This window comes from Burkholderia sp. M6-3, assembly GCF_050858985.1.
Taxonomy (GTDB): domain Bacteria; phylum Pseudomonadota; class Gammaproteobacteria; order Burkholderiales; family Burkholderiaceae; genus Paraburkholderia; species Paraburkholderia caledonica.
This window is the reverse complement of the sequence record NZ_CP110090.1, coordinates 2,488,222-2,506,912: the sequence shown is the minus strand read 5'-3', so window position 1 is coordinate 2,506,912 and position 18,691 is coordinate 2,488,222. Positions and strand designations below refer to the sequence as shown.

Genomic DNA, 18,691 nt, shown 5'->3' with positions numbered 1-18,691 from the left:
GGTGAAAAGGCAGGAGCGCATCGGACGATGCGCTCCTCGCCGAACGCCAGATTCAGCCGTCGGGCGGACAATCCCGATTGCCTGAGCGGTGCCTTTTTGATACATAGGCGCATGGCCGCGCCTCACCACTCCTCTCACGCTACGCAGAACCCCGCGCCCGAACCGCCGGCGGTGTCGGCGGCGCTTGCTCGCGCACATCAGAGGTACTGGCGCTTCAATCTCGCGCTCATTGCGGCGTTGATGTCGGTGGGCTTCGCCGTATCGTTCTTGTTGCCGCTCGGGGCACCCGCTCTCGCGCATCTGCGTTTCGCCGGCTTCAGATTGCCGTTCTACTTCGGTGCGCAGGGCGCGATCCTGATGTATCTCGCGCTGATCGTGGTGTATATCGTGTCCATGCAGCGCGCCGACCGCCAATTGCAACGTGCGTTCGAGGCCGACACTCATACTGCAGCCGACACCGGTGCCGCTTCAAGCGCAGGTGCTGCAAGCCCGACTGCCGCCGATGCCGCCGATGCCGGCGTGCGCGGGAACCTGATCCGATGAAGCTGACGAACAGGCTGGTTCGCTCATATGCGTTTTACACGCTTGGCTTCCTGCTGTTCATCTATGTGATGTGGCGCATCGAGCGCACGACCGGGCCGGGCATGTGGATCGGCTATGTGTTCCTGTTCGTGCCGATTGCCGTGTACGCGGTGATCGGCTTGCTGTCGCGCACGTCGGATCTCGTCGAATACTACGTCGCGGGACGGCGCGTGCCGTCCGCGTTCAATGGCATGGCGACCGCGGCGGACTGGCTTTCGGCGGCTTCGTTCATCGGCCTCGCCGGTTCGATCTACGCAACTGGCTATGACGGCCTGGCCTATCTGATGGGCTGGACGGGCGGCTATTGCCTCGTTGCGTTTTTGCTCGCGCCATACGTGCGCAAGCTCGCGCGCTACACGATTCCCGATTTCCTCGGCACGCGTTTTTCGAGCAACGCCGTGCGCGGCCTCGCGGCGTTGTCGGCGATTCTGTGTTCGTTCGTTTATCTGGTCGCGCAGATTCAGGGCGTCGGCCTGATTGCGACACGCTTCATTGGTGTCGACTTTGCCGTGGGCATTTTCTGCGGACTCGCGGGGATTCTCGTGTGTTCGTTTCTCGGCGGCATGCGCGCGGTGACGTGGACACAGGTTGCGCAATACATCATTCTGATTTCGGCGATCCTGATTCCTGTGTCGATGATCGCGCATAAGGACGGGCTCGGCTGGGTGCCGCAACTGAGTTACGGCCGGTTGATGGAGCGTATGGAGAGCCTCGAGAAACAGGTGCGCGACGAGCCGCTCGAGCAAACCGTGCGCGACGATTATCGCCGCCGGGCCGCGCTGATGCAGCAGCGGCTCGACATGCTGCCGAATTCATTCGTCGCGCAAAAGCTGAAGCTCACACAGGAGGTGGCGGATCTGCGCCGCCGCAATGGTCCGCTGCGCGAGATCAAGGAGCGCGAGAAAGCGCTCGAGCAGTTCCCACGCGATGCCGCTGCCGCGCAAATCGTTTGGAGCCAGCAGCGAGACGAGATGCTGATGCGTGCCGCCGCGCCGCTGCCGATGCACGAGCCGTTCCCCGCAGCGAGCGATGACGACCGGCGCATGCACGAGCGCAACTTTCTTTCGCTTTTACTGTGCCTGTCGCTCGGCACGGCGAGCTTGCCGCATATTCTGACGCGCTATAACACGACGACTTCGGTCGCGTCCGCGCGACGCTCGGTCGGCTGGACGCTCTTTTTCGTCGCGCTGTTTTATGTGACCGTGCCGGTGCTCGCGGTACTGATCAAGTACGAGATGTTGACGAACCTCGTCGGTCATCACTTTTCCGATCTGCCGCAATGGCTCACGCAATGGCGCAAGGTCGAGCCGAGCCTGATCACGCTCGCGGACACCAATGGCGACGGCATCGTGCGATGGAGCGAGATTCAGATGCAGCCCGACATGGTGGTGCTTGCCGCGCCGGAGATCGCGGGATTGCCGTATGTGATGTCTGGCCTGATCGCGGCGGGCGCATTGGCCGCGGCGCTTTCGACAGCTGACGGTTTGCTGCTCACTATTGCGAATGCGTTATCGCACGACGTGTATTACCACATGGTCGACCCCGGCGCGTCGAGTCAGCGGCGCGTGACCATTTCGAAGATTCTGCTGCTCGGAGTGGCGCTGTTTGCGTCGTATGTGGCGTCGCTCAACACGGGCAACATTCTGTTTCTGGTCGGCGCGGCATTTTCACTGGCGGCGTCGAGCCTGTTTCCGGTGTTGGTGCTGGGCGTGTTCTGGAAGCGAACGACGCGCCTCGGCGCGGTGGCGGGCATGCTGGCGGGACTACTCGTGTGCATCTACTACATCGTCTCGACCTATCCCTTCTTCGCGCAGATGACGGGCTTTGCGGGGCCGCGGTGGTTCGGCATCGAACCGATCAGTTCGGGCGTGTTCGGCGTGCCGGCGGGCTTTCTGGTGGCGATCGGCGTGAGCCTTTTCGACCGCAAACCAGATGCTTATACGACGGCGCTGGTGGACTATATCCGTCATCCATAGAGCGGTTTGCGCGAGGGTGTAGCGGACGGTTCGAAGTTTGCTATAATTCGGCTCCCCGCCGGAGAGATGGATGAGCGGTTTAAGTCGCACGCCTGGAAAGCGTGTATAGGTTAATAGCCTATCGGGGGTTCGAATCCCCCTCTCTCCGCCAGAATACCTTTGTGCCTATAAATAACTGATTTATAAGGCCGTATCGTGTGGGCGAATTCTCGATAACCACACATCTTTACCACGCATTCCCCCACATCTAGGCAATCGTCAGGAGACGGTTCGTGAGCCAATCAACGTCCTTTCTGGATGAAGTTGAGCTGCTACAGAACATCCTTGTGTCACACGCGACTAACGGCCCTACGCACGATGGCGACTATGTGACACTGAGAGCTTCCCTGCTGGCGCGCGCGGACTAAGCGCCGCTTGTCCCGAGATTCGTGCGTACCCGTCGCGACCTAAGCCAGTTCTGGCAATTTATGAAACACAAGTTTCCGAGTTACGTAGAGCGGCGGTCCGTTCTTGTGGGATGAGTTCAGGCCTCTCCTGGAGCGAATCGAAGGGGCCGGGACCAGTCCCGCCGATTCGGCAGTTACGGCGGCCATCGCGAAGTTCGATAGCGAGCATGTGCTGGCTGCATGGAACAAGGCATTGGAGAGGAAGCAGGCGGACCCAGAGGGCGCGATAACGATGGTGCGTACTCTTCTTGAGAGCATGTGTAAGCATATTCTCGACGAGCGCGACGTATCTTACGGGGAATCGCCTGACCTGCCGGAACTCTACAGGCTCACATCTAAGGCATGGAACTTGGCTCCCAGTCAGCACACTGAGGGAGTCTTTAGGCAGATGTTGGGCGGCTGTCAGTCGGTGGTGGAAGGGCTGGGTGCCCTCCGAAACAAGCTTAGCGATGCGCACGGCACAGGCAAGCGCGCAGTAAAGCCCGCAGCAAGGCATGCTGAACTCGCAGTGAACCTGTCGGGAGCACTAGCCCTCTACCTGTTGGCCACACTAGACGCTACGGGCCAGACTCCATCCAGGCAATAAGACCGAAGTAGATAGTCTGCCAGGTCATTGGCAAGAGCCGTACTTGTCGCGTCATATACGCGCTTAACGGGCATAGGTAAGTGCCATACATCCTCAGCTATTTAGAAGCTGTTGCGAAATTAGTTAAACATTGGCCTGAGTCGCGTCCAGCAAATCAAGGCGCAAGCCAGGGACAGAAAGGCTTCATGGACATGGGCATAACGTTCGTAGCGAATCTTCAGGCGTCGAAACGAGTGAAGCCATGCAATCGAGCGCTCGACTGGCCAACGCGTTTTGCCCAGACCACTGCCATGGGGCGAGCCAATCTTTGCGAGCACCGGCGTGATGCCGCGCTCTCTCAAACGCTGTCGATGTGGTTCCGAGCTGTAGCCCCGGTCGCCCTGAACGATTTGCGGTTTATGCAACGGGCGTCCCCGCTTGCCTCTAATGTGTGGAATGGCATCGACGAGTGCATCAAGCTGGGTGACGTCGTGGCGGTTCGCCCCGCTCAGAATGACCGCGAGCGGGATGCCTTTCGCGTCGACGATGAGGTGGTGTTTGCTGCCGAGCTTGCGCCGGTCCGTGGGATTCGGGCCGGTTTTTTTCCCGCCAGCATCGCGCGAATCGACGAGCTGTCTACAAGCGCTCGTGACAAGTCGATTTCGCCACGGCGACGCAGTTCGGCCAGCAGCGTTTCGTGGATGCGTTGCCAGACTCCTGCTTCTTGCCATGCCACGAGCCGCCGCCAGCAGGCGGTGCCCGAACCGCATCCCATCTCCTGCGGTAGCAGATTCCACGCAATGCCGGAGCGCAGTACGAACACAATGCCCGTCAGCGCGGCACGGTCGGGAGTCGGCTTGCGGCCCGCATACTGGCGATTGCGCGGTGCCCGAGCAGGTAAAAGCGGTTCGATGAGCAACCACAATTCGTCGTCGATGAGTTCTTTAGGCATCGCTTCCTGTTGGACAAAACAAGACAGGAAGTTAACACCAAGTCAGAAAAGTTAACAGGCCCAGAACTTAATTTCGCAACAGCTTCTTAGTCATGGTCTGGCCAGTCAGCTGCGACATCGACCGACGCGCCGACCTGGTGAGCGGCTTTTTGTTGACAGGATCACACGGATGATACGCATACCGAATTAATGCATCGTGATTATCCCACTGGAATGCGAGCGGGAAAAATACTGTTCCACGTCACTAAACAGCAGCCCGTCACCTGTTTTCAGAGTTGTCCGATATGGCGGTCAGCGCGTCATGCGAGGTAATGCCCCTTGTCGCGTCAGCCGACCAGTTCCCGCGCAATGCGGCGGGGTGACTTAACCGGGACAGGAGACGTAGAAATGCCGGAACAGCAGAAAAACCAACCGATAAACCTGTTTGCAATTATTGGTACTCGTACCGGGCCCGGCGGATACGCGGGCCGGGTAATGACCAGCGCCGAGTATGAAGGCAACGCACTTGCCCGCGTCGGAGGGATCGCCGCGTATGACGACGGCGGTCAAACTACCGTTATAGATGGCGCGGCTTATGCCGCCACATGGAAGGGTAAGCCGCCTGCGCTGATCGGTTCGCGTCAAAGTAACGGCGAAACGACTCACCTCCCGTTCAATTCCGGATACGTGCCGCCTGCCGCTGAGCCTGCCGATGCGAGAGGCGACACCCATGCGTAAGGCGCTCGTCGTGCAAGGCAGCCCGACGACGACAGGTGGCGTTGTAACCGGTGGGTCTGCTACTCACATGACGGATCACGGCAGGCCATTCGCGCTGCACGGTGACGAAGCAACGTGTGGCAAGTGCAAGGGCGCATTCAGGATATCCGGTACGGCTACACGCAGATGTTACCGAGGAAAGCCCGGCGTCGTCGAAGGCGATCTGGTGCTGTGTCCCTGCGGACAGAATCGCGTGATGGCTAGTCCCAATCCGGGTTGCTTCTACTGGACCGACGAAAGCACAGCGGGCGTAAGCAGCGAGGCGGCTGCTGCGATCGCCTCATCGGTAGTAGATGCGATATACGACGAACAGGTCCGCGCCGCTGCTGCGGGCATGACGCTCGAAGGGTATCCGTATCTGATCGAGACGCCAGACGGCCAGATGCGCGCGGGACGCCTCGATGCGGATGGACTGCTACCTCGCATTCACACCGGCGAGAGTCGCGGCGACTACACAGTGTATTGGGGCGATGAAGCGCTCGCACGCGATGACATGGCGCGCATCTAGTACCACATGGAACACGAATCGAATTCATGATGCTTCGAATCGCCGTAGTCGGCGACAGGCTGGAACGCGGCGGCGAGATACTGCCCTATACGGGTCCGGCCCTGACTATTGGCGAGGCAGTTCGCCAGCTCGCCCTCATCGGCGGAACGGCTGACGGTGAAGCCTGCAAGAGCGCTGGCACGATTGCGAAGGCTGGCGGTCCCCGGCGTATTGACTTCATGCGTGAGACTGCCGCTGACCGCGATATCGTCCTTTGGAAGTGCCCGTCGCCGCCACCTGCCGCGTGTCCACACACGCCGCCGATAGTTACACCGTTCATTGAGGCGATGAAGCCCTCGCAACACAGGAAGTCTGGATAATGCCGAACACGAAGACAATAGTCAGAACCAACTCGGCGCCGAACTCCATCAAGGAAGTGCAGTTGACAGTACTGACCTTTCGCAAGCTTTGGAGCGCTTATCCGTCGGGAAATCCGTACGATAACCCTGCATACAAGGATCAATGCGCGATTCGCATGAGCGTTAGTTTCCATCGCGTCGGCATCGAAATGAGGTCGTTTTCTTCGAGGCTGGTGCGTCCACTATCGGGCCAGTCCACCATTGGGCGAATTATTCTCGATGGCAAACCAACAGCAACTCGCGCAGATGAGCTTGGTGAATGGTTGAAGCTGCGCCCCTTTGCCGGTCTGCCGAACGCCGGGGATATTACCGGGCCAGATTGGGAATCGAAGGTCAAGGGGCGAACTGGCATCATCCAGTTCTCCCGATATTGGACGCGGGACGGTGAAAGCGCAGCAGACGCGAGCGGCGGACACATTGACCTTTGGAACGGTTCGCGATTAACGATCAGCGGCCCAGAAGACACCATTGCAACGCTCGGGCGAATGATTGGGATGAACTCTCTCTTCGCGGGTACTTCGTTCGGCTTCTCTGATTTACGCAAATCAAAAGAGATCCTTTTTTGGGAGATCAAGTGAAACGGTTCGTCGTTAGCCTTGGAGGAATTGGATACGGACTTGCTATTACATGGGCGAGCCTGGCTACACTGAGTAGATACGACTGGTTTCGCGATCCACACAAGATTGCGCACGGCTGCCACGAACTGGGCAAATGCGCATTTCCTTGGTACAACTGGCTCATTCTGTACCTGCTCATATTCGGCCCCGCCACTTTAGCGGCTGGCGTCAATGCGTACGCGTGGCAACGATGGCCCTTGATGCGGTGGGCGTACTGCACTGGCGGCGCGATGATCCTGTGCGTGGCTCTCTATTTTGTCGGTGCGATTATTCTTGAGCGTTAGCGGAAAGCCCGGCTTCAGCGGGGCTTTAGATTGCTGACAAAGTACCGCCCAAGTCTGGCCAGACGCCGGGCTTTGTCGTGTAATGAGCCTCATGCTCAACCGACCATCTCGAGTTCGTGCTGCATCGGTGTCAGCCGCGCAATTCGCATGAGCGCAACTTTTCATACGGTCGGCATCGAGATGAAATGATTTTCTCGGAACTCGTTAAGCCGATGGCTGGAAAACCCGTCCTCGGCCGTATTCTGCTCGACGGCGAGGCGACGACAACCCGCGCTTACAAACTGGCCGAATGGCTGAAACTACAACCCTTCGCACGCTTCACATTGAACATGCGAACCGGACCGGGCTATTCAGATTTGGGTAAGTCGCAGCAAATCCTCTTTTGGGCACTGAAATGAGACGACTGTCGGGTGTCATTTCAGCAATGGGTCTTGGGCTTCTCGTGGCATGGTTCTTTGGTTACGTGACGAGTCACATCGATTGGCCGCGTGGAAAAGGCGCTATCCACGGGTGCTATGAGATCGACCATTGCGATGTACCCTGGTGGCTGTTGGCCGTCTTCATTCGTGGTTTTTTGGTCCGGCACTCGTCTGTGGCGGCGTTGCCTTTGTTGGGATTGGGAAACGCTGGTCATTCGCACGATGGACAGTGACGCTCTCCGCTCTAACACTAGCCACTGCCTGCGCGTATTTTTCCTGGTACGCTTTTCGGTTCTTGGGTTAAGCATGAAGGTTGGCATCGGCCCGGCAACAGCCTCCCTTCCTCAAACAAGAGCATTACTAGCAGCCGCCGCCCGCCCGCGCAGCCACGTGATGCTCGCAAAGAGCAGCACTGCGAACACGATCAGCATTGTCGCGACGGCGAGGATCGACGGGTCGATCGAGTCGCGTATCCCACTCCACATCTGCCGCGGCACGGTTGTCTGATCCGGGCCGCCGATGAACAGAATGACAATCACCTCGTCGAATGACGTCGCGAACGCGAAGACGCTGCCCGTGGCGATCGCCGGCATGATGAGCGGCAACGTCACGCGCCTGAATGTCACCCACGGCGGCGCGCCGAGCCCTGAAGCGGCACGCAACAGGCTGTGGTCGAACGAAAGCAACGACGCGGTCACGGTAATCACGACGAATGGCGTGCCGAGCGCCGCATGCGCAAGCACCACACCGGGATACGAGTTCACGAGTCCGAGCGGCGCGAAGATCAGATAGAAGCCCGCTGCGACCACGACGATGGGTACGATCATCGGCGAGATGATGAGCGGCATGATCAGCGAGCGCAGCGGAAACTGCGAGCGCGACAGCCCCAATGCGGCGAGCGTGCCGAGACACGTGGCAATCACCGTCGACGCCGCGCCGATACCGAGGCTATTGAGCAGCGAGCGTTGCCAGTCCGCGCTCGTGAGCGCCTGCTCATACCAGCGCAGCGAAAAACCCTGCATCGGGTACGAAAAGTAGGATCCCGAATTAAAAGAAAGCGGGATGATCGCGAGAATCGGCGCAATCAAAAAGAACAGCACGAGTGCGGTATGCAGCCGCACCCAGCGCGCGGCGACGCGTTCGGTCAGCATCTTGTTGCGTTGATCTTGCATATCGTTCCTTCGTGGTGTCCCTTCGTCGTACTTCGTCGCGTGTGCGTTCGAACGGTGCTTACCCGAAGCGCAAGCGGTCAATGCCTACGATCCGGTTAAAGAGAAAATAGAAGATCGCCGTAAAAATCACGAGATAGGCCGAGAGCGCACCGGCGAGGCCCCAGTTGAGTTGCGTGTTCGTCTGCATCGCAATGAGCTGGCTGATCATCTCGTCGCCGGCACCGCCGAGCAACGCGGGCGTGATGTAGTAGCCGAGCGCGAGCACGAATACGAGGAAGCAGCCGGCGCCGACGCCCGGCAGCGTCTGCGGCACGTAGATCCGCACGAACGCGGTGAACGGATGGGCGCCGAGCGATTGCGCGGCGCGCATATACACCGGCGACACACTTTTCATGACCGAGTAGATCGCGAGAATCATGTACGGCAGCAGCACGTGTGTCATGCCGATCAGAACGCCTGTCCGATTGAAGATGAGCGGCAGCGGGTGAGTGGCGAGGCCGAGACCCGTCACGAGACTATTGATGACGCCGCCCGGTTGCAGCAACACATACCACGCTGTTGTGCGCACGAGCAGCGAAGTCCAGAACGGCACGATCACGAGAAGCATCAGCCGGTTGCTGCTTTTCGCGGGCAGGTTCGCAAGCAGCCACGCGACAGGATAGCCGAGCACGAGGCACAGCAGCGTGACCGTCGCGCTGATCGAGATGGTCCGCACGAATGCTTGCCGATAGACCGAAGCGTTATCCGCGACGAACGCGAGCGTGCCTTGCGGCGTCACCTGCGCATCGACTGCGGCGAGCAGATAGTCGGGCGTCGGCGACGCGGCGGCTCGCTTCAGCAAGCGCCAGGTCTCGGGCGAGTTCCAGCGTTCGTCGAGTTCGACGAGCGCCGGCTTCCACGCCGGCGGCGCATCGCCCGACAGCTGACGCGCGGTGCGCATGAGCAGGCTGCGAAACTCCGGCTGTGCGAAATTCAGCCGCCGCGCCACGGTGCCGAGCTGTCCGCTTTGCTGCGCCTCCTTGAGCCCCGCGGCGAGCAGGGCGAACGTTGCTTCGTTCGGCACGCCGCGACCGTCCCATGCATCGAGCGCACGCGTCAGTGCGGGCATGCTGTCCGGCACTTCGCGGTTCTCGACGCTGCGCGCGAGCAGCAGCATGATCGGCGCAATGAACGTCGAAAGCAGAAACACGAGCAACGGCAGCGCAAGCAGCAACGCCTGCAACGATGCGCGGCGGCGCGCCTTCTGAAACGACGCGCGGCCTTCGGCTCTCGTCGGAGAGCCCGGGACCGTGCCTTGGGTGGAAGCGGGCATGCTGGTAGTCAAGTTGGGCTCTCGTCGAACGGTGGCGTTACTGCGTCAGCCACACCTGGAAGCGCTTGTTGATCTGGTCCGCGTTGTCGGCCCAGAAGTTCGCGTTGATCTGCAGCGCGCGCTTGAAGTTTTCGGGTGCGGTCGGCAGATCGGCAAGACGCTGCTTGTCGATGAGCGCAATCGCGTCCTTGCGCGGCGGTGCGTAGGCGATGTACTTCGTCAGATCCGCGTAGGCCTTGGGTTGCGAAGCCGAGGCGATGAATTTCGCCGCGGCGTCGGCGTGCTTCGCTCCCGTCGGCACGGCCCACCAGTCGAAGTCGTAGACCTGCGCGTCCCAGACCGCCTTGAATGGCTTGTTGTCCTTCTTCGCGGCATCGGAGATGCGGCCGTTGTAGGCCTGTGTCATGACGACCGCGCCGTCCGCGAGCAACTGCGGCGCCTGCGCGCCCGACTCCCACCACACAATGCTCTTCTTGATCGTGTCGAGCTTCTTGAACGCGCGATCCACGCCGGCGGGCGTGCCGAGCACCTTGTAGACATCTTTAGGATCGACGCCGTCCGCGATCAATGCCCATTCCATCGACACCTTCGGCGACTTGCGCAAGCCGCGCTTGCCCGGGAATTTCTGCAGGTCGAAGAAGTCGTTGACGGTGGTCGGCGCGGTCTTGAGCTTGCTCGCGTCGTACGCATAGACCGTCGACCACACCATGCTCGCGACCGCGCAATCGCTGATCGAGCCTGGAATGAAGTCGCTCGTCTTGCCGATCGTCTTCTTGTCGAACTTCTGCAGGAGGCCTTCGTCGCAGGCGGTGATCGCATCGTTGGTTTCGAGGTCGATCAGGTCCCACGTGGTGTTTTTGGCCTGCTCCATCGCGGAAAGCTTGGCGAGACCGCCGTCATACGATTCGGTCGAGAAGCCGATTCCCGTGGCCTGCGTGAACGGTTCGAAGTAGGCCTTCTTGGCCGCCGCTTCGTACGCGCCGCCGAAGGTCACGACGGAGAGTGTCTCCGCTGCGTGGGTGGTCACGGTGGCGAATGCGGCTACGGCGAGTGCAGCGCATTGTGCTTTGATGAGGGTGCGCATGTCAGTTGGCTCCTGCTGGTGCGGTCGTGATTATGGAAGGTGAGGGCGGTGTGGTTACGTTGATTGCGGGCGTGCTTCGCGGCGCAGGTGCGGCGAGTATCTTGCAGTCGTCGTGGCGCCACGCGACGTCGATGGTGCTGCCGGGCGAGGGCAGCGCATGGCGCTGGGTGTTGGGCACTTTCACGACAATCGAATCGCGCGAGCCGAGCGTCAGATGTACACGGTGATGATCGCCGCAATACACTAGTTCGTCGACGCGCGCACGCACTACGTTGTCGTGTTCGGCGGCGAGCGTGCCTTCCGCGCTCGGGATATGCGCGCGTTCGGGGCGCAGCGCGAGCATCGCTTCGTCGCCGGCCCGCAGGCCTTCTTCGCAACGGCCGCGAATCATGCTGCCGTCCGAAAGTGCGAGCGTTGCCGAGCCGTCGCCCGTATTCGCCACGCGTCCGGTCAGTCCATTGTTCTCTCCGACGAAGTTGGCGACGAACGCGTTCTGCGCATTTTCGTAAAGCTCGCTCGGTGTGGCGGCCTGCTGGATGCGGCCATCGGAAAACACGGCCACGCGGTTCGACATGGTCAGTGCCTCCGCCTGATCGTGCGTCACGTAGACGATCGTGAGCGACAGTTCGCGATGCAGGCGCATGATTTCGTATTGCATCGTTTCGCGCAGGCGCTTGTCGAGCGCGCCGAGCGGCTCGTCCATCAGCACGACACTCGGCTCGAACACGAGCGCACGTGCGAGCGCGACGCGCTGCTGCTGTCCGCCGGAGAGTTGCGCAGGACGCCGGTTCGCCAGATGCGGAAGTTCGATCATGTCGAGCGCACGCTTCACACGCACCTTCTGCTCGGCGCGGCTCACGTGCCGCACGGAAAGCGGAAAAGCGACGTTCTCCGCAATCGTCAGATGCGGAAAAAGCGCGTAGTTCTGAAACACCATGCCGATGTCGCGCTGATGCGGCGGCTTGTCGTCGAGGCGGCGGCCGTCGAGGCGGATCTCGCCGTGAGTGGGCGTTTCGAATCCCGCGAGCATCATCAGCGTGGTTGTCTTGCCCGAGCCGGAGGGCCCGAGCAGCGACAGAAATTCTCCCTTGCCCACCTCGAGATTCAAGTCATCGACGACATATTGGGCGCCGTCATACGATTTGCTCACGCGCGAGAGCGAAATGAAGGAAGGGTTTGACATCGTGATCGCGTCCTGTCGATGGTGCGTCGTAATCAATGTGTACCGGGCCGTATCGCGGTGACTTTGCTGGCAAGGTAGCGCGCGAAGTCATAGTTGGGGCGTTCGAGATGGCTCAAATGGCCCGGTTTCGCGAGCGGCGCGTGCACGCCGCGAAAGACCGCTTCCACGCCGCGTTTGTCTTCGGCGTTCACGTCGTCCAGCAGTTTCTTCAGCGTCGCCATGTGCGCGTTCGCCTCGGGGTCCGCGATGAACTCCGGCGCAAGCCCTCCGCCGAAGCGGATATGCACGCGCCCTACGCCCTGAGGTTGCAGCACGAGATACCAGAAGTAACCTGGGGTAAGCGTGACCAGATGCGTCGGGTAGATCGCGAGCAGCGCGGTGGTCTTGCGCCAATGCCCGGTAAGTCGCGTGTTCTCCGGATGCGCGTTGCCGATCGGCAAAGACGCTTCCTTCGTAATCCAGTGATAGTTGAACGCGGGATAACCCGGCGGGCATTCCATTTCTTCGAGCCGCGAATGCGGTCCAACCGTCGCGCGATGCAACATGGGCAGGTGATAACTTTCCATGAAGTTTTCCGCGAGGATCTTCCAGTTCGTGTCCCACACGTGCTCTTCATAGAACGTTTCAATGTAGTCCGACATGCCGTATGCGCCGATCAGTTCGCTCAGGTCGGCGAGCTGCTCGCGCACGGGCGGTGTATTCTGGTCGAGCGTCACATAGAGCCAGCCTTGCCATTCTTCGCAACGCACTGCGGGCAGCCGGTAGCTTTCCTTGCAAAAGCCCTGTTGCCGGTCCATGAGCGGCGCGCCGAGCAATGCGCCGTCCAGTGAATAATTCCACGCGTGATACGGGCAGACGATGCGGCGCACGTTTCCGCGTCCTTCGAGCAATACCGACATGCGATGCAGGCACACGTTCGACATGGCCCTGAGTTGCATCTGTTCGTCGCGTAGAACTACGACGGGTTGCGCGCCGATGCGCGCGCTAAGGTAATCACCGGGGGCTTTCAGTGCGCTAGCGCGGCCGACGCATTGCCATTCCCGCGAGAAGATCGCCTGCTCTTCCAGTGCCAGAAATTCGGGCGACGTGTACACACCGGGCGGCATTGCATGCGCATCGCCGAATGGCCGTTCGCAACCCGTCTGCAGGCTTTCAACCAGTGCATGCACTGCAGTCGTCGTTGGCAGGTCGGTCATGCATCCCCCTCGATTCGTGACGGCCAGAGCGAGCCGGCGTAAAGCCTACGCGGCGTAGCGCTCAACATGGCCACCAATCTATCAAGCCAATTTGCAAGCCAAAATATTGTTTTCAGATACAAAGCAAAGGTTTTGTCTATGCAGCGAACGCAATCTGAAAGCAGTCGACCAACCGCGATGAATCATTCGTCTATATGCAGTCGCCGGATGTAGTTCTCGCAGAACGACGCGAAACGATGCACGACCTGGCGAGGCTTCATCGTGCGCGATTGCGCGATGCCGAGCATCGTTGCGTTGACGTTGTCTTTGAAGCGTTTAATGACGAACTCTTCGCCATCCACCGTGCGGTTGGACTTGAGCGGGAAGTTAAGCAGGCTATAGCCGAGACCGTTGGCCACCATGCCGCGCACGACCTCGGGCTGCGACGAGCGAAACGCCGGCACCGGCCGGCTGCCCACTGCGTCGAAGAGCGCGGCGAAGTACTCGCGGCTGTGCGGCAAGTCGAGCATCACATAAGGCTCGGGCAATAAGTCGGCGAGCGAAACCTTGCGCGCGCGGGCGAGCCGATGCGTGCGCGGCAGGATCGCGTAAGGCGGCAGCGAAAGCAGCGGCGTGAAGGCAATGTCCTCAGTCAGGTCGAGGCTGTACGTGAGAGCGATGTCGAGCGAGCCGTCGTGCAGGCCGCGCAAAAGGCCGTCCTGATGCGCCTCGACGGTGCGAAACGAAATACCTGCGTGCTCGCCCGTGAAGCGGCTGATCAACCGCGGCATGAGCGGCGGCGCGAGCGAGACGAGGCAGCCGAGCGCAATCGCACCCGTCATGCCGCCGTCCATTTCCTTCGCGGTCGTTTGCAGTTCCTCCGCGATCTTCAACAGATTGCGCGCCTGGCCGAGCAGATCGCGTCCGGCCTGCGTGAGCGAAAGACCGCTCGCGTGATGTCGTATGAAGAGTTGCACGCCGAACGAGACTTCGAGATCCGCAAGCGCCGTCGAGATCGACGGTTGCGAGATATGCAGGCGCTTTGCCGCCGCCGTAAAAGACAGCGCTTCCGCCGTGACGACGAAATAGCGCAACTGGCGCAATGAATAGCGCAACGGGTGACTTTCCATCGACGACGCTCCATCTTCAAGGTCTTCAACGAGCGGCATTGTGAGGCGGTCAAAAAGCGCTGCATAGGAAAAACCGATGCGCTGCATTTTTTTAATATGTTTTTCGGATTCGGAACGGGCGGGTAGATTTTGACGGGAGACGAACGGCCCGGGCGGCACATGCCAACTGCAGGCACGATTCGCTATAGCCTCTTCTGAAGGACACAGTCATGACACTCGAAACAACGTCGATCGATACGCTGGTGGTCGGCGCCGGCCAGGCCGGCGTCGCGATGAGCGAACACCTGACGAGGCTCGGGGTGCCGCACCTCGTACTGGAGCGCGCCCGCATTGCCGAGCGCTGGCGCACCGGGCGCTGGGATTCGCTGGTTGCGAACGGTCCTGCGTGGCACGATCGATTCCCCAACCTGGAGTTCGCGGACGTTCACCCGGACGCTTTTGCGCCAAAGGAACAGGTCGCGGATTATTTCGTCGCATACGCAAAGAAGTTTGATGCGCCGATCCGCACTGGTGTGGAGGTGAAGCACGTCGTGCGTAATGCCGTACGTCCGGGCTTTACGGTCGAAACGTCGGAGGGCACGATCGAGGCTAATCGCGTGGTCGTTGCAACGGGACCTTTCCAGCGCCCCGTGATTCCGCCGATTGCGCCGCAAGACACGCGTCTCACGCAAATTCATTCCGCCGACTATCGCAACCCCGGGCAATTGCCTGAAGGAGGCGTGCTCGTGGTGGGCGCGGGATCGTCAGGCGTGCAGATCGCGGACGAGTTGCAGCGCGCGGGCAGGCGCGTTTATCTGTCGGTCGGTGCGCACGACCGTCCGCCGCGCGCTTATCGCGGTCGCGATTTTTGCTGGTGGCTCGGCGTGCTCGGCGAATGGGATGCGGAGGTCATGAAGCCGGGCAGAGAACACGTGACGATCGCAGTAAGCGGGTCACGCGGCGGTCATACGGTGGACTTCCGGCGTCTCGCGCATCAGGGCATTACGCTCGTGGGTCTCACGAAGTCTTTCGACAATGGCGTCGCTGTCTTCGAAGACGATCTGGCGGCCAACATTGCGCGCGGCGACGAGAACTATCTGTCGCTGCTGGACGCGGCCGACGCGTATGCCGAGCGCAACGGTCTCGATCTTCCCCAAGAACCGGAGGCGCGCGCCATTCCCGCCGACCCCGAGTGCGTCACGCATCCGCTTCGCGCACTCGATCTGGCAGAAGCCGGCGTGACGTCGATTGTGTGGGCGACCGGTTATGCCGTCGATTTCGGCTGGTTGGACGTGAACGCATTCGATGAAAAAGGTAAGCCGTCGCATCAGCGCGGCGTATCGAAGGAGCCGGGCATCTATTTTCTCGGACTGCCGTGGTTGTCGCGTCGCGGCTCTGCATTTATCTGGGGCGTGTGGCACGACGCGAAGCACGTCGCCGATCACATCGTCACCCAGCGCAAATATCTGGCGTATTACGATGGACCGCAACGCGACGCAGCTAGCCCCCGCGACGAAAGCCCAGCAGCTACTGAGGCCGCCGACGGCTCGTCCGCCGGTTCAAAGGTTCATAAAGTAAGCGAAATGGGCGTGAACTGATTCACGCGTCTCCCCATCTTTCTCCCCATATAAATGGTGCACTCATGAGCCAACCTACACATACCCGTATTCGCATGTTCAACACAAAGGACACGTATCCGAACCAGACGCTCGACAACGACCTCTGTCAGGCCGTGCGCGCAGGCAATACGGTTTATGTACGCGGCCAGGTGGGGACCGATTTCGAAGGACGTCTGGTCGGCTTGGGCGATCCGCGCGCCCAGGCCGAGCAGGCCATGAAGAACCTCAAGCAATTGCTCGAAGAGGCGGGCAGCGACTTGTCTCACGTCGTCAAGACAACGACGTATCTTACCGACGTCCGTTATCGCGAGCCCGTGTACCAGGAAGTCGGCAAGTGGCTGAAGGGCGTATTTCCGATTTCCACCGGCCTCGTCGTGATTGCGCTGGGTCAGCCGCAATGGCTGATGGAGATCGACGTAATCGCCGTCATTCCAGACGGATGGACGCGGCCGCAAGCGTGAGGAGCGGGACATGACATTCTCCATTGTCGGACGCTGCGCGCAGTCGGGCCAGCTAGGGGTTGCGATCAGTTCTTCGAGCATTGCAGTGGGTGCCCGATGCCCTTGGGTGCGTGCAGGCGTCGGCGTGGTCGCGACGCAAAACGTCACGTTGCCAGCACTGGGACCGCAGATTCTCGATCTTCTTGAAAGCGGGCAATTCGATCCCGCCGCCGCGTTGGATCGTGCGCTAGGGGCAAGCGACTGGAGCGAATATCGTCAGGTGACGGTGGTCGATAGCCAGGGCCGCACCGCGTTCTTCAGCGGCAAGGAAGCGTTGGGTACGTATCACGCCGTCGCGGGCAAGCAATGCGTGGCAGCGGGCAATATGCTCGCCGGCCCCGAAGTGATCGAGGCAATGGTCCCTGCGTTCGAGCAGACCGCAGGCCCGCTTGCCGATCGGCTCCTCGCGGCCATGCATGCGGCGATGGCCGCGGGCGGTGAGGCGGGGCCCGTGCATTCGGCGGCGCTCAGAATCGTGGGCGATGTGAGCTGGCCGATCGTCGACTTGCGTGTCGATTGGGCGGACGACGATCCCATCGGCCAACTCGATGGTTTGTGGCGCGCATATCAGCCGCAAATGCAGGACTATCTGACGCGCGCTTTGAATCCGACCGCCGCGCCGAGCTACGGAGTGCCCGGCAATGAGTGACAGGTCCAGCCGCGCGCTGCTCGCCACGTTGATCGGCTTTGCCACGGTCAGCCGCGAGTCGAATCTGGACATGATCGGGTTCATTCGACATTACCTGGACGAACTGGGTGTGAAGAGCGAACTCTTCTACAACGCCGAGCGTACCAAGGCGAACCTGTTTGCGACGATCGGTCCGCGTGAGCGAGGTGGCATCGTGCTGTCAGGCCATACCGACGTGGTGCCGGTCGAAGGACAGGCGTGGAGCGTCGACGCATTCCGTCTTACCGAACGCGACGGGCGGCTGTATGGCCGCGGAACGGCCGACATGAAAGGCTTTATCGCATCGGTGCTCGCGGCGGTGCCGGGCTTCGTCGAACGCGATTTGAAGCTCCCCGTGCATCTCGCCTTTTCATACGACGAGGAAGTCGGCTGCCTTGGCGTGCGACCGATGCTCGCTGAACTCGAACGGCGTCCGCATAAGCCGGTACTGTGTCTGATCGGCGAGCCGACCGAACTCAAGCCGGTGCTCGGACACAAGGGCAAACTGGCGATGCGCTGCCAGGTCAAGGGTGCGCCGTGCCATTCGGCCTATGCGCCATATGGTGTCAACGCCATTCAGTACGCGGCGCGCATGATCAACCGTCTGGAAGAGATTGGCGACCATCTCGCGCGGCCCGAGTACCGCGACGAACGGTTCGATCCGCCGTTCTCGACCGTGCAGACGGGAGTGATCAAAGGCGGCCGTGCGCTGAACATCGTGCCCGCAGAATGTGAGTTCGATTTCGAAGTACGGGCGCTGCCGGGTTTCAACGCCGGTCAGGTAGCCGACGAGTTGCAAACGTACGCCGAAGCCGAGCTGCTTCCCAGAATGCGGGCCGTGAAGTCCGACGCCGATATCCGCTTTCAGTCACTCTCTGCTTATCCGGCACTGGCTACGTCACCCGACAGCGAAGCGGCGCGTCTTCTAACGTTGCTGACCGGTTCAAATGAATTTGGCACCGTGGCGTTCGGCACCGAAGGCGGGCTCTTCGAGCAGGCGGGCATTCCCACCGTGGTCTGCGGACCAGGCAGTATGGACCAGGGGCATAAGCCAGATGAATTTCTCACCAGCGAGCAATTGAGCGATTGCGATGCAATGCTCGCTCGTCTGGCGGATTACCTTTCGGCTATTGATTGAAACGCATGCGCTGGCAACAGCGCGCGTCGCGATTTAACCTTTGTTTTGAGCGCCGAAGCCTCGTTCTCGGTACACAGAGCACTCGCGGCGCTCGCCGCGCCAGGAATTCAGCGCGCAGCAGAATGTCGTGGCAGGGCAGGCCGAGTTGCTGAAGGACTTCGTGTCGCTGCAAAAGATCCTTGGCATTGGGTGGGAAGCGCCGCAGGGGTAGTCCGGTCGGGCGTTGGCG

General features: G+C 60.6%; 18 protein-coding genes and 1 tRNA gene. 12 read left to right on the top strand and 7 right to left on the bottom strand.

The features are described from left to right. Positions 1-111 precede the first annotated feature (111 nt). The 4 genes from OH764_RS10660 (at position 112) to OH764_RS10645 (ending at position 3,590) form a co-directional block, all read left to right on the top strand. The gene (locus OH764_RS10660) at positions 112-543 is read left to right on the top strand and encodes a DUF4212 domain-containing protein (RefSeq protein ID WP_498846772.1); all 432 of its coding nucleotides are present in this window, start codon (positions 112-114) and stop codon (positions 541-543) included. Next, entirely contained in the window at positions 540-2,558 is a 2,019-nt protein-coding gene (locus OH764_RS10655) for a sodium:solute symporter family protein (protein WP_498846771.1), read from the top strand. Before OH764_RS10660 ends, OH764_RS10655 begins: the two co-directional genes overlap by 4 nt. Before the next feature lie 60 nt (positions 2,559-2,618). Continuing rightward, a tRNA-Ser gene (locus tag OH764_RS10650) sits at positions 2,619-2,709 on the top strand. A 359-nt stretch (positions 2,710-3,068) separates the two neighbouring features. Continuing rightward, positions 3,069-3,590 carry an abortive infection family protein gene (locus tag OH764_RS10645; protein ID WP_498846770.1) on the top strand — a complete coding sequence of 174 codons (522 nt, stop codon included), beginning with the start codon at positions 3,069-3,071 and terminating at the stop codon, positions 3,588-3,590. Positions 3,591-3,709: 119 nt separating this feature from the next. Here OH764_RS10645 and OH764_RS10640 read toward each other — a convergent pair. Next, positions 3,710-4,521 (bottom strand): IS5 family transposase gene (locus tag OH764_RS10640; protein ID WP_498846769.1). Its coding sequence is split into 2 segments (ribosomal slippage): positions 3,710-4,182 and positions 4,182-4,521, totalling 813 coding nucleotides; the frame shifts between segments, so codons are not numbered across the junction. A gap of 387 nt (positions 4,522-4,908) precedes the next feature. Here OH764_RS10640 and OH764_RS10635 point away from each other — a divergent pair. The 4 genes from OH764_RS10635 to OH764_RS10620 all read left to right on the top strand — a co-directional run bounded on the left by OH764_RS10635 (position 4,909) and on the right by OH764_RS10620 (position 7,482). After that, positions 4,909-5,238: a hypothetical protein gene (locus OH764_RS10635; protein ID WP_498846768.1), complete on the top strand. Its 330-nt coding sequence runs from the start codon at positions 4,909-4,911 to the stop codon at positions 5,236-5,238. Then, positions 5,231-5,785: a PAAR domain-containing protein gene (locus OH764_RS10630; protein WP_498846767.1), complete on the top strand. Its 555-nt coding sequence runs from the start codon at positions 5,231-5,233 to the stop codon at positions 5,783-5,785. Before OH764_RS10635 ends, OH764_RS10630 begins: the two co-directional genes overlap by 8 nt. A 358-nt stretch (positions 5,786-6,143) precedes the next feature. Continuing rightward, complete coding sequence (locus OH764_RS10625; protein WP_498846766.1) at positions 6,144-6,761, top strand: type VI secretion system amidase effector protein Tae4; 618 nt, start codon at positions 6,144-6,146, stop codon at positions 6,759-6,761. 508 nt (positions 6,762-7,269) lie between these two features. After that, positions 7,270-7,482, top strand: a complete 213-nt coding sequence (locus OH764_RS10620; protein WP_498846765.1) for a hypothetical protein — start codon at positions 7,270-7,272, stop codon at positions 7,480-7,482. A gap of 365 nt (positions 7,483-7,847) precedes the next feature. Here the strand turns inward: OH764_RS10620 and OH764_RS10615 are convergent, their stop codons facing one another. The 6 genes from OH764_RS10615 to OH764_RS10590 all read right to left on the bottom strand — a co-directional run bounded on the left by OH764_RS10615 (position 7,848) and on the right by OH764_RS10590 (position 14,559). Further along, complete coding sequence (locus OH764_RS10615; protein WP_020069962.1) at positions 7,848-8,675, bottom strand: ABC transporter permease; 828 nt, start codon at positions 8,673-8,675, stop codon at positions 7,848-7,850. A gap of 58 nt (positions 8,676-8,733) precedes the next feature. After that, entirely contained in the window at positions 8,734-9,987 is a 1,254-nt protein-coding gene (locus tag OH764_RS10610; protein ID WP_498848804.1) for an ABC transporter permease, read from the bottom strand. A 37-nt stretch (positions 9,988-10,024) separates the two neighbouring features. Beyond that, positions 10,025-11,071 (bottom strand): ABC transporter substrate-binding protein, encoded by a 1,047-nt coding sequence (locus OH764_RS10605; protein ID WP_498846764.1) that lies wholly within the window; start codon positions 11,069-11,071, stop codon positions 10,025-10,027. Position 11,072: 1 nt separating this feature from the next. Beyond that, the gene (locus OH764_RS10600; RefSeq protein WP_408130160.1) at positions 11,073-12,254 is read right to left on the bottom strand and encodes an ABC transporter ATP-binding protein; all 1,182 of its coding nucleotides are present in this window, start codon (positions 12,252-12,254) and stop codon (positions 11,073-11,075) included. 32 nt (positions 12,255-12,286) lie between these two features. Then, positions 12,287-13,450: an SRPBCC family protein gene (locus OH764_RS10595; RefSeq protein ID WP_498846763.1), complete on the bottom strand. Its 1,164-nt coding sequence runs from the start codon at positions 13,448-13,450 to the stop codon at positions 12,287-12,289. Between the two features lie 182 nt (positions 13,451-13,632). Further along, positions 13,633-14,559 (bottom strand): LysR family transcriptional regulator, encoded by a 927-nt coding sequence (locus OH764_RS10590; protein ID WP_027779271.1) that lies wholly within the window; start codon positions 14,557-14,559, stop codon positions 13,633-13,635. A 209-nt stretch (positions 14,560-14,768) separates the two neighbouring features. Here OH764_RS10590 and OH764_RS10585 point away from each other — a divergent pair, with 209 nt between their 5' ends. From OH764_RS10585 to argE, 4 genes are read left to right on the top strand one after another with little or no spacing between them, the layout of a single operon-like run. Beyond that, positions 14,769-16,136 (top strand): flavin-containing monooxygenase, encoded by a 1,368-nt coding sequence (locus OH764_RS10585; protein WP_498846762.1) that lies wholly within the window; start codon positions 14,769-14,771, stop codon positions 16,134-16,136. A gap of 44 nt (positions 16,137-16,180) precedes the next feature. Further along, positions 16,181-16,618, top strand: a complete 438-nt coding sequence (locus OH764_RS10580; RefSeq protein ID WP_498846761.1) for a RidA family protein — start codon at positions 16,181-16,183, stop codon at positions 16,616-16,618. Between the two features lie 10 nt (positions 16,619-16,628). Further along, positions 16,629-17,306, top strand: a complete 678-nt coding sequence (locus OH764_RS10575; RefSeq protein ID WP_498846760.1) for a DUF1028 domain-containing protein — start codon at positions 16,629-16,631, stop codon at positions 17,304-17,306. Next, positions 17,299-18,462, top strand: a complete 1,164-nt coding sequence (gene argE, locus OH764_RS10570; RefSeq protein ID WP_498846759.1) for an acetylornithine deacetylase — start codon at positions 17,299-17,301, stop codon at positions 18,460-18,462. Before OH764_RS10575 ends, argE begins: the two co-directional genes overlap by 8 nt. The last annotated feature ends 229 nt before the right edge of the window (positions 18,463-18,691 follow it).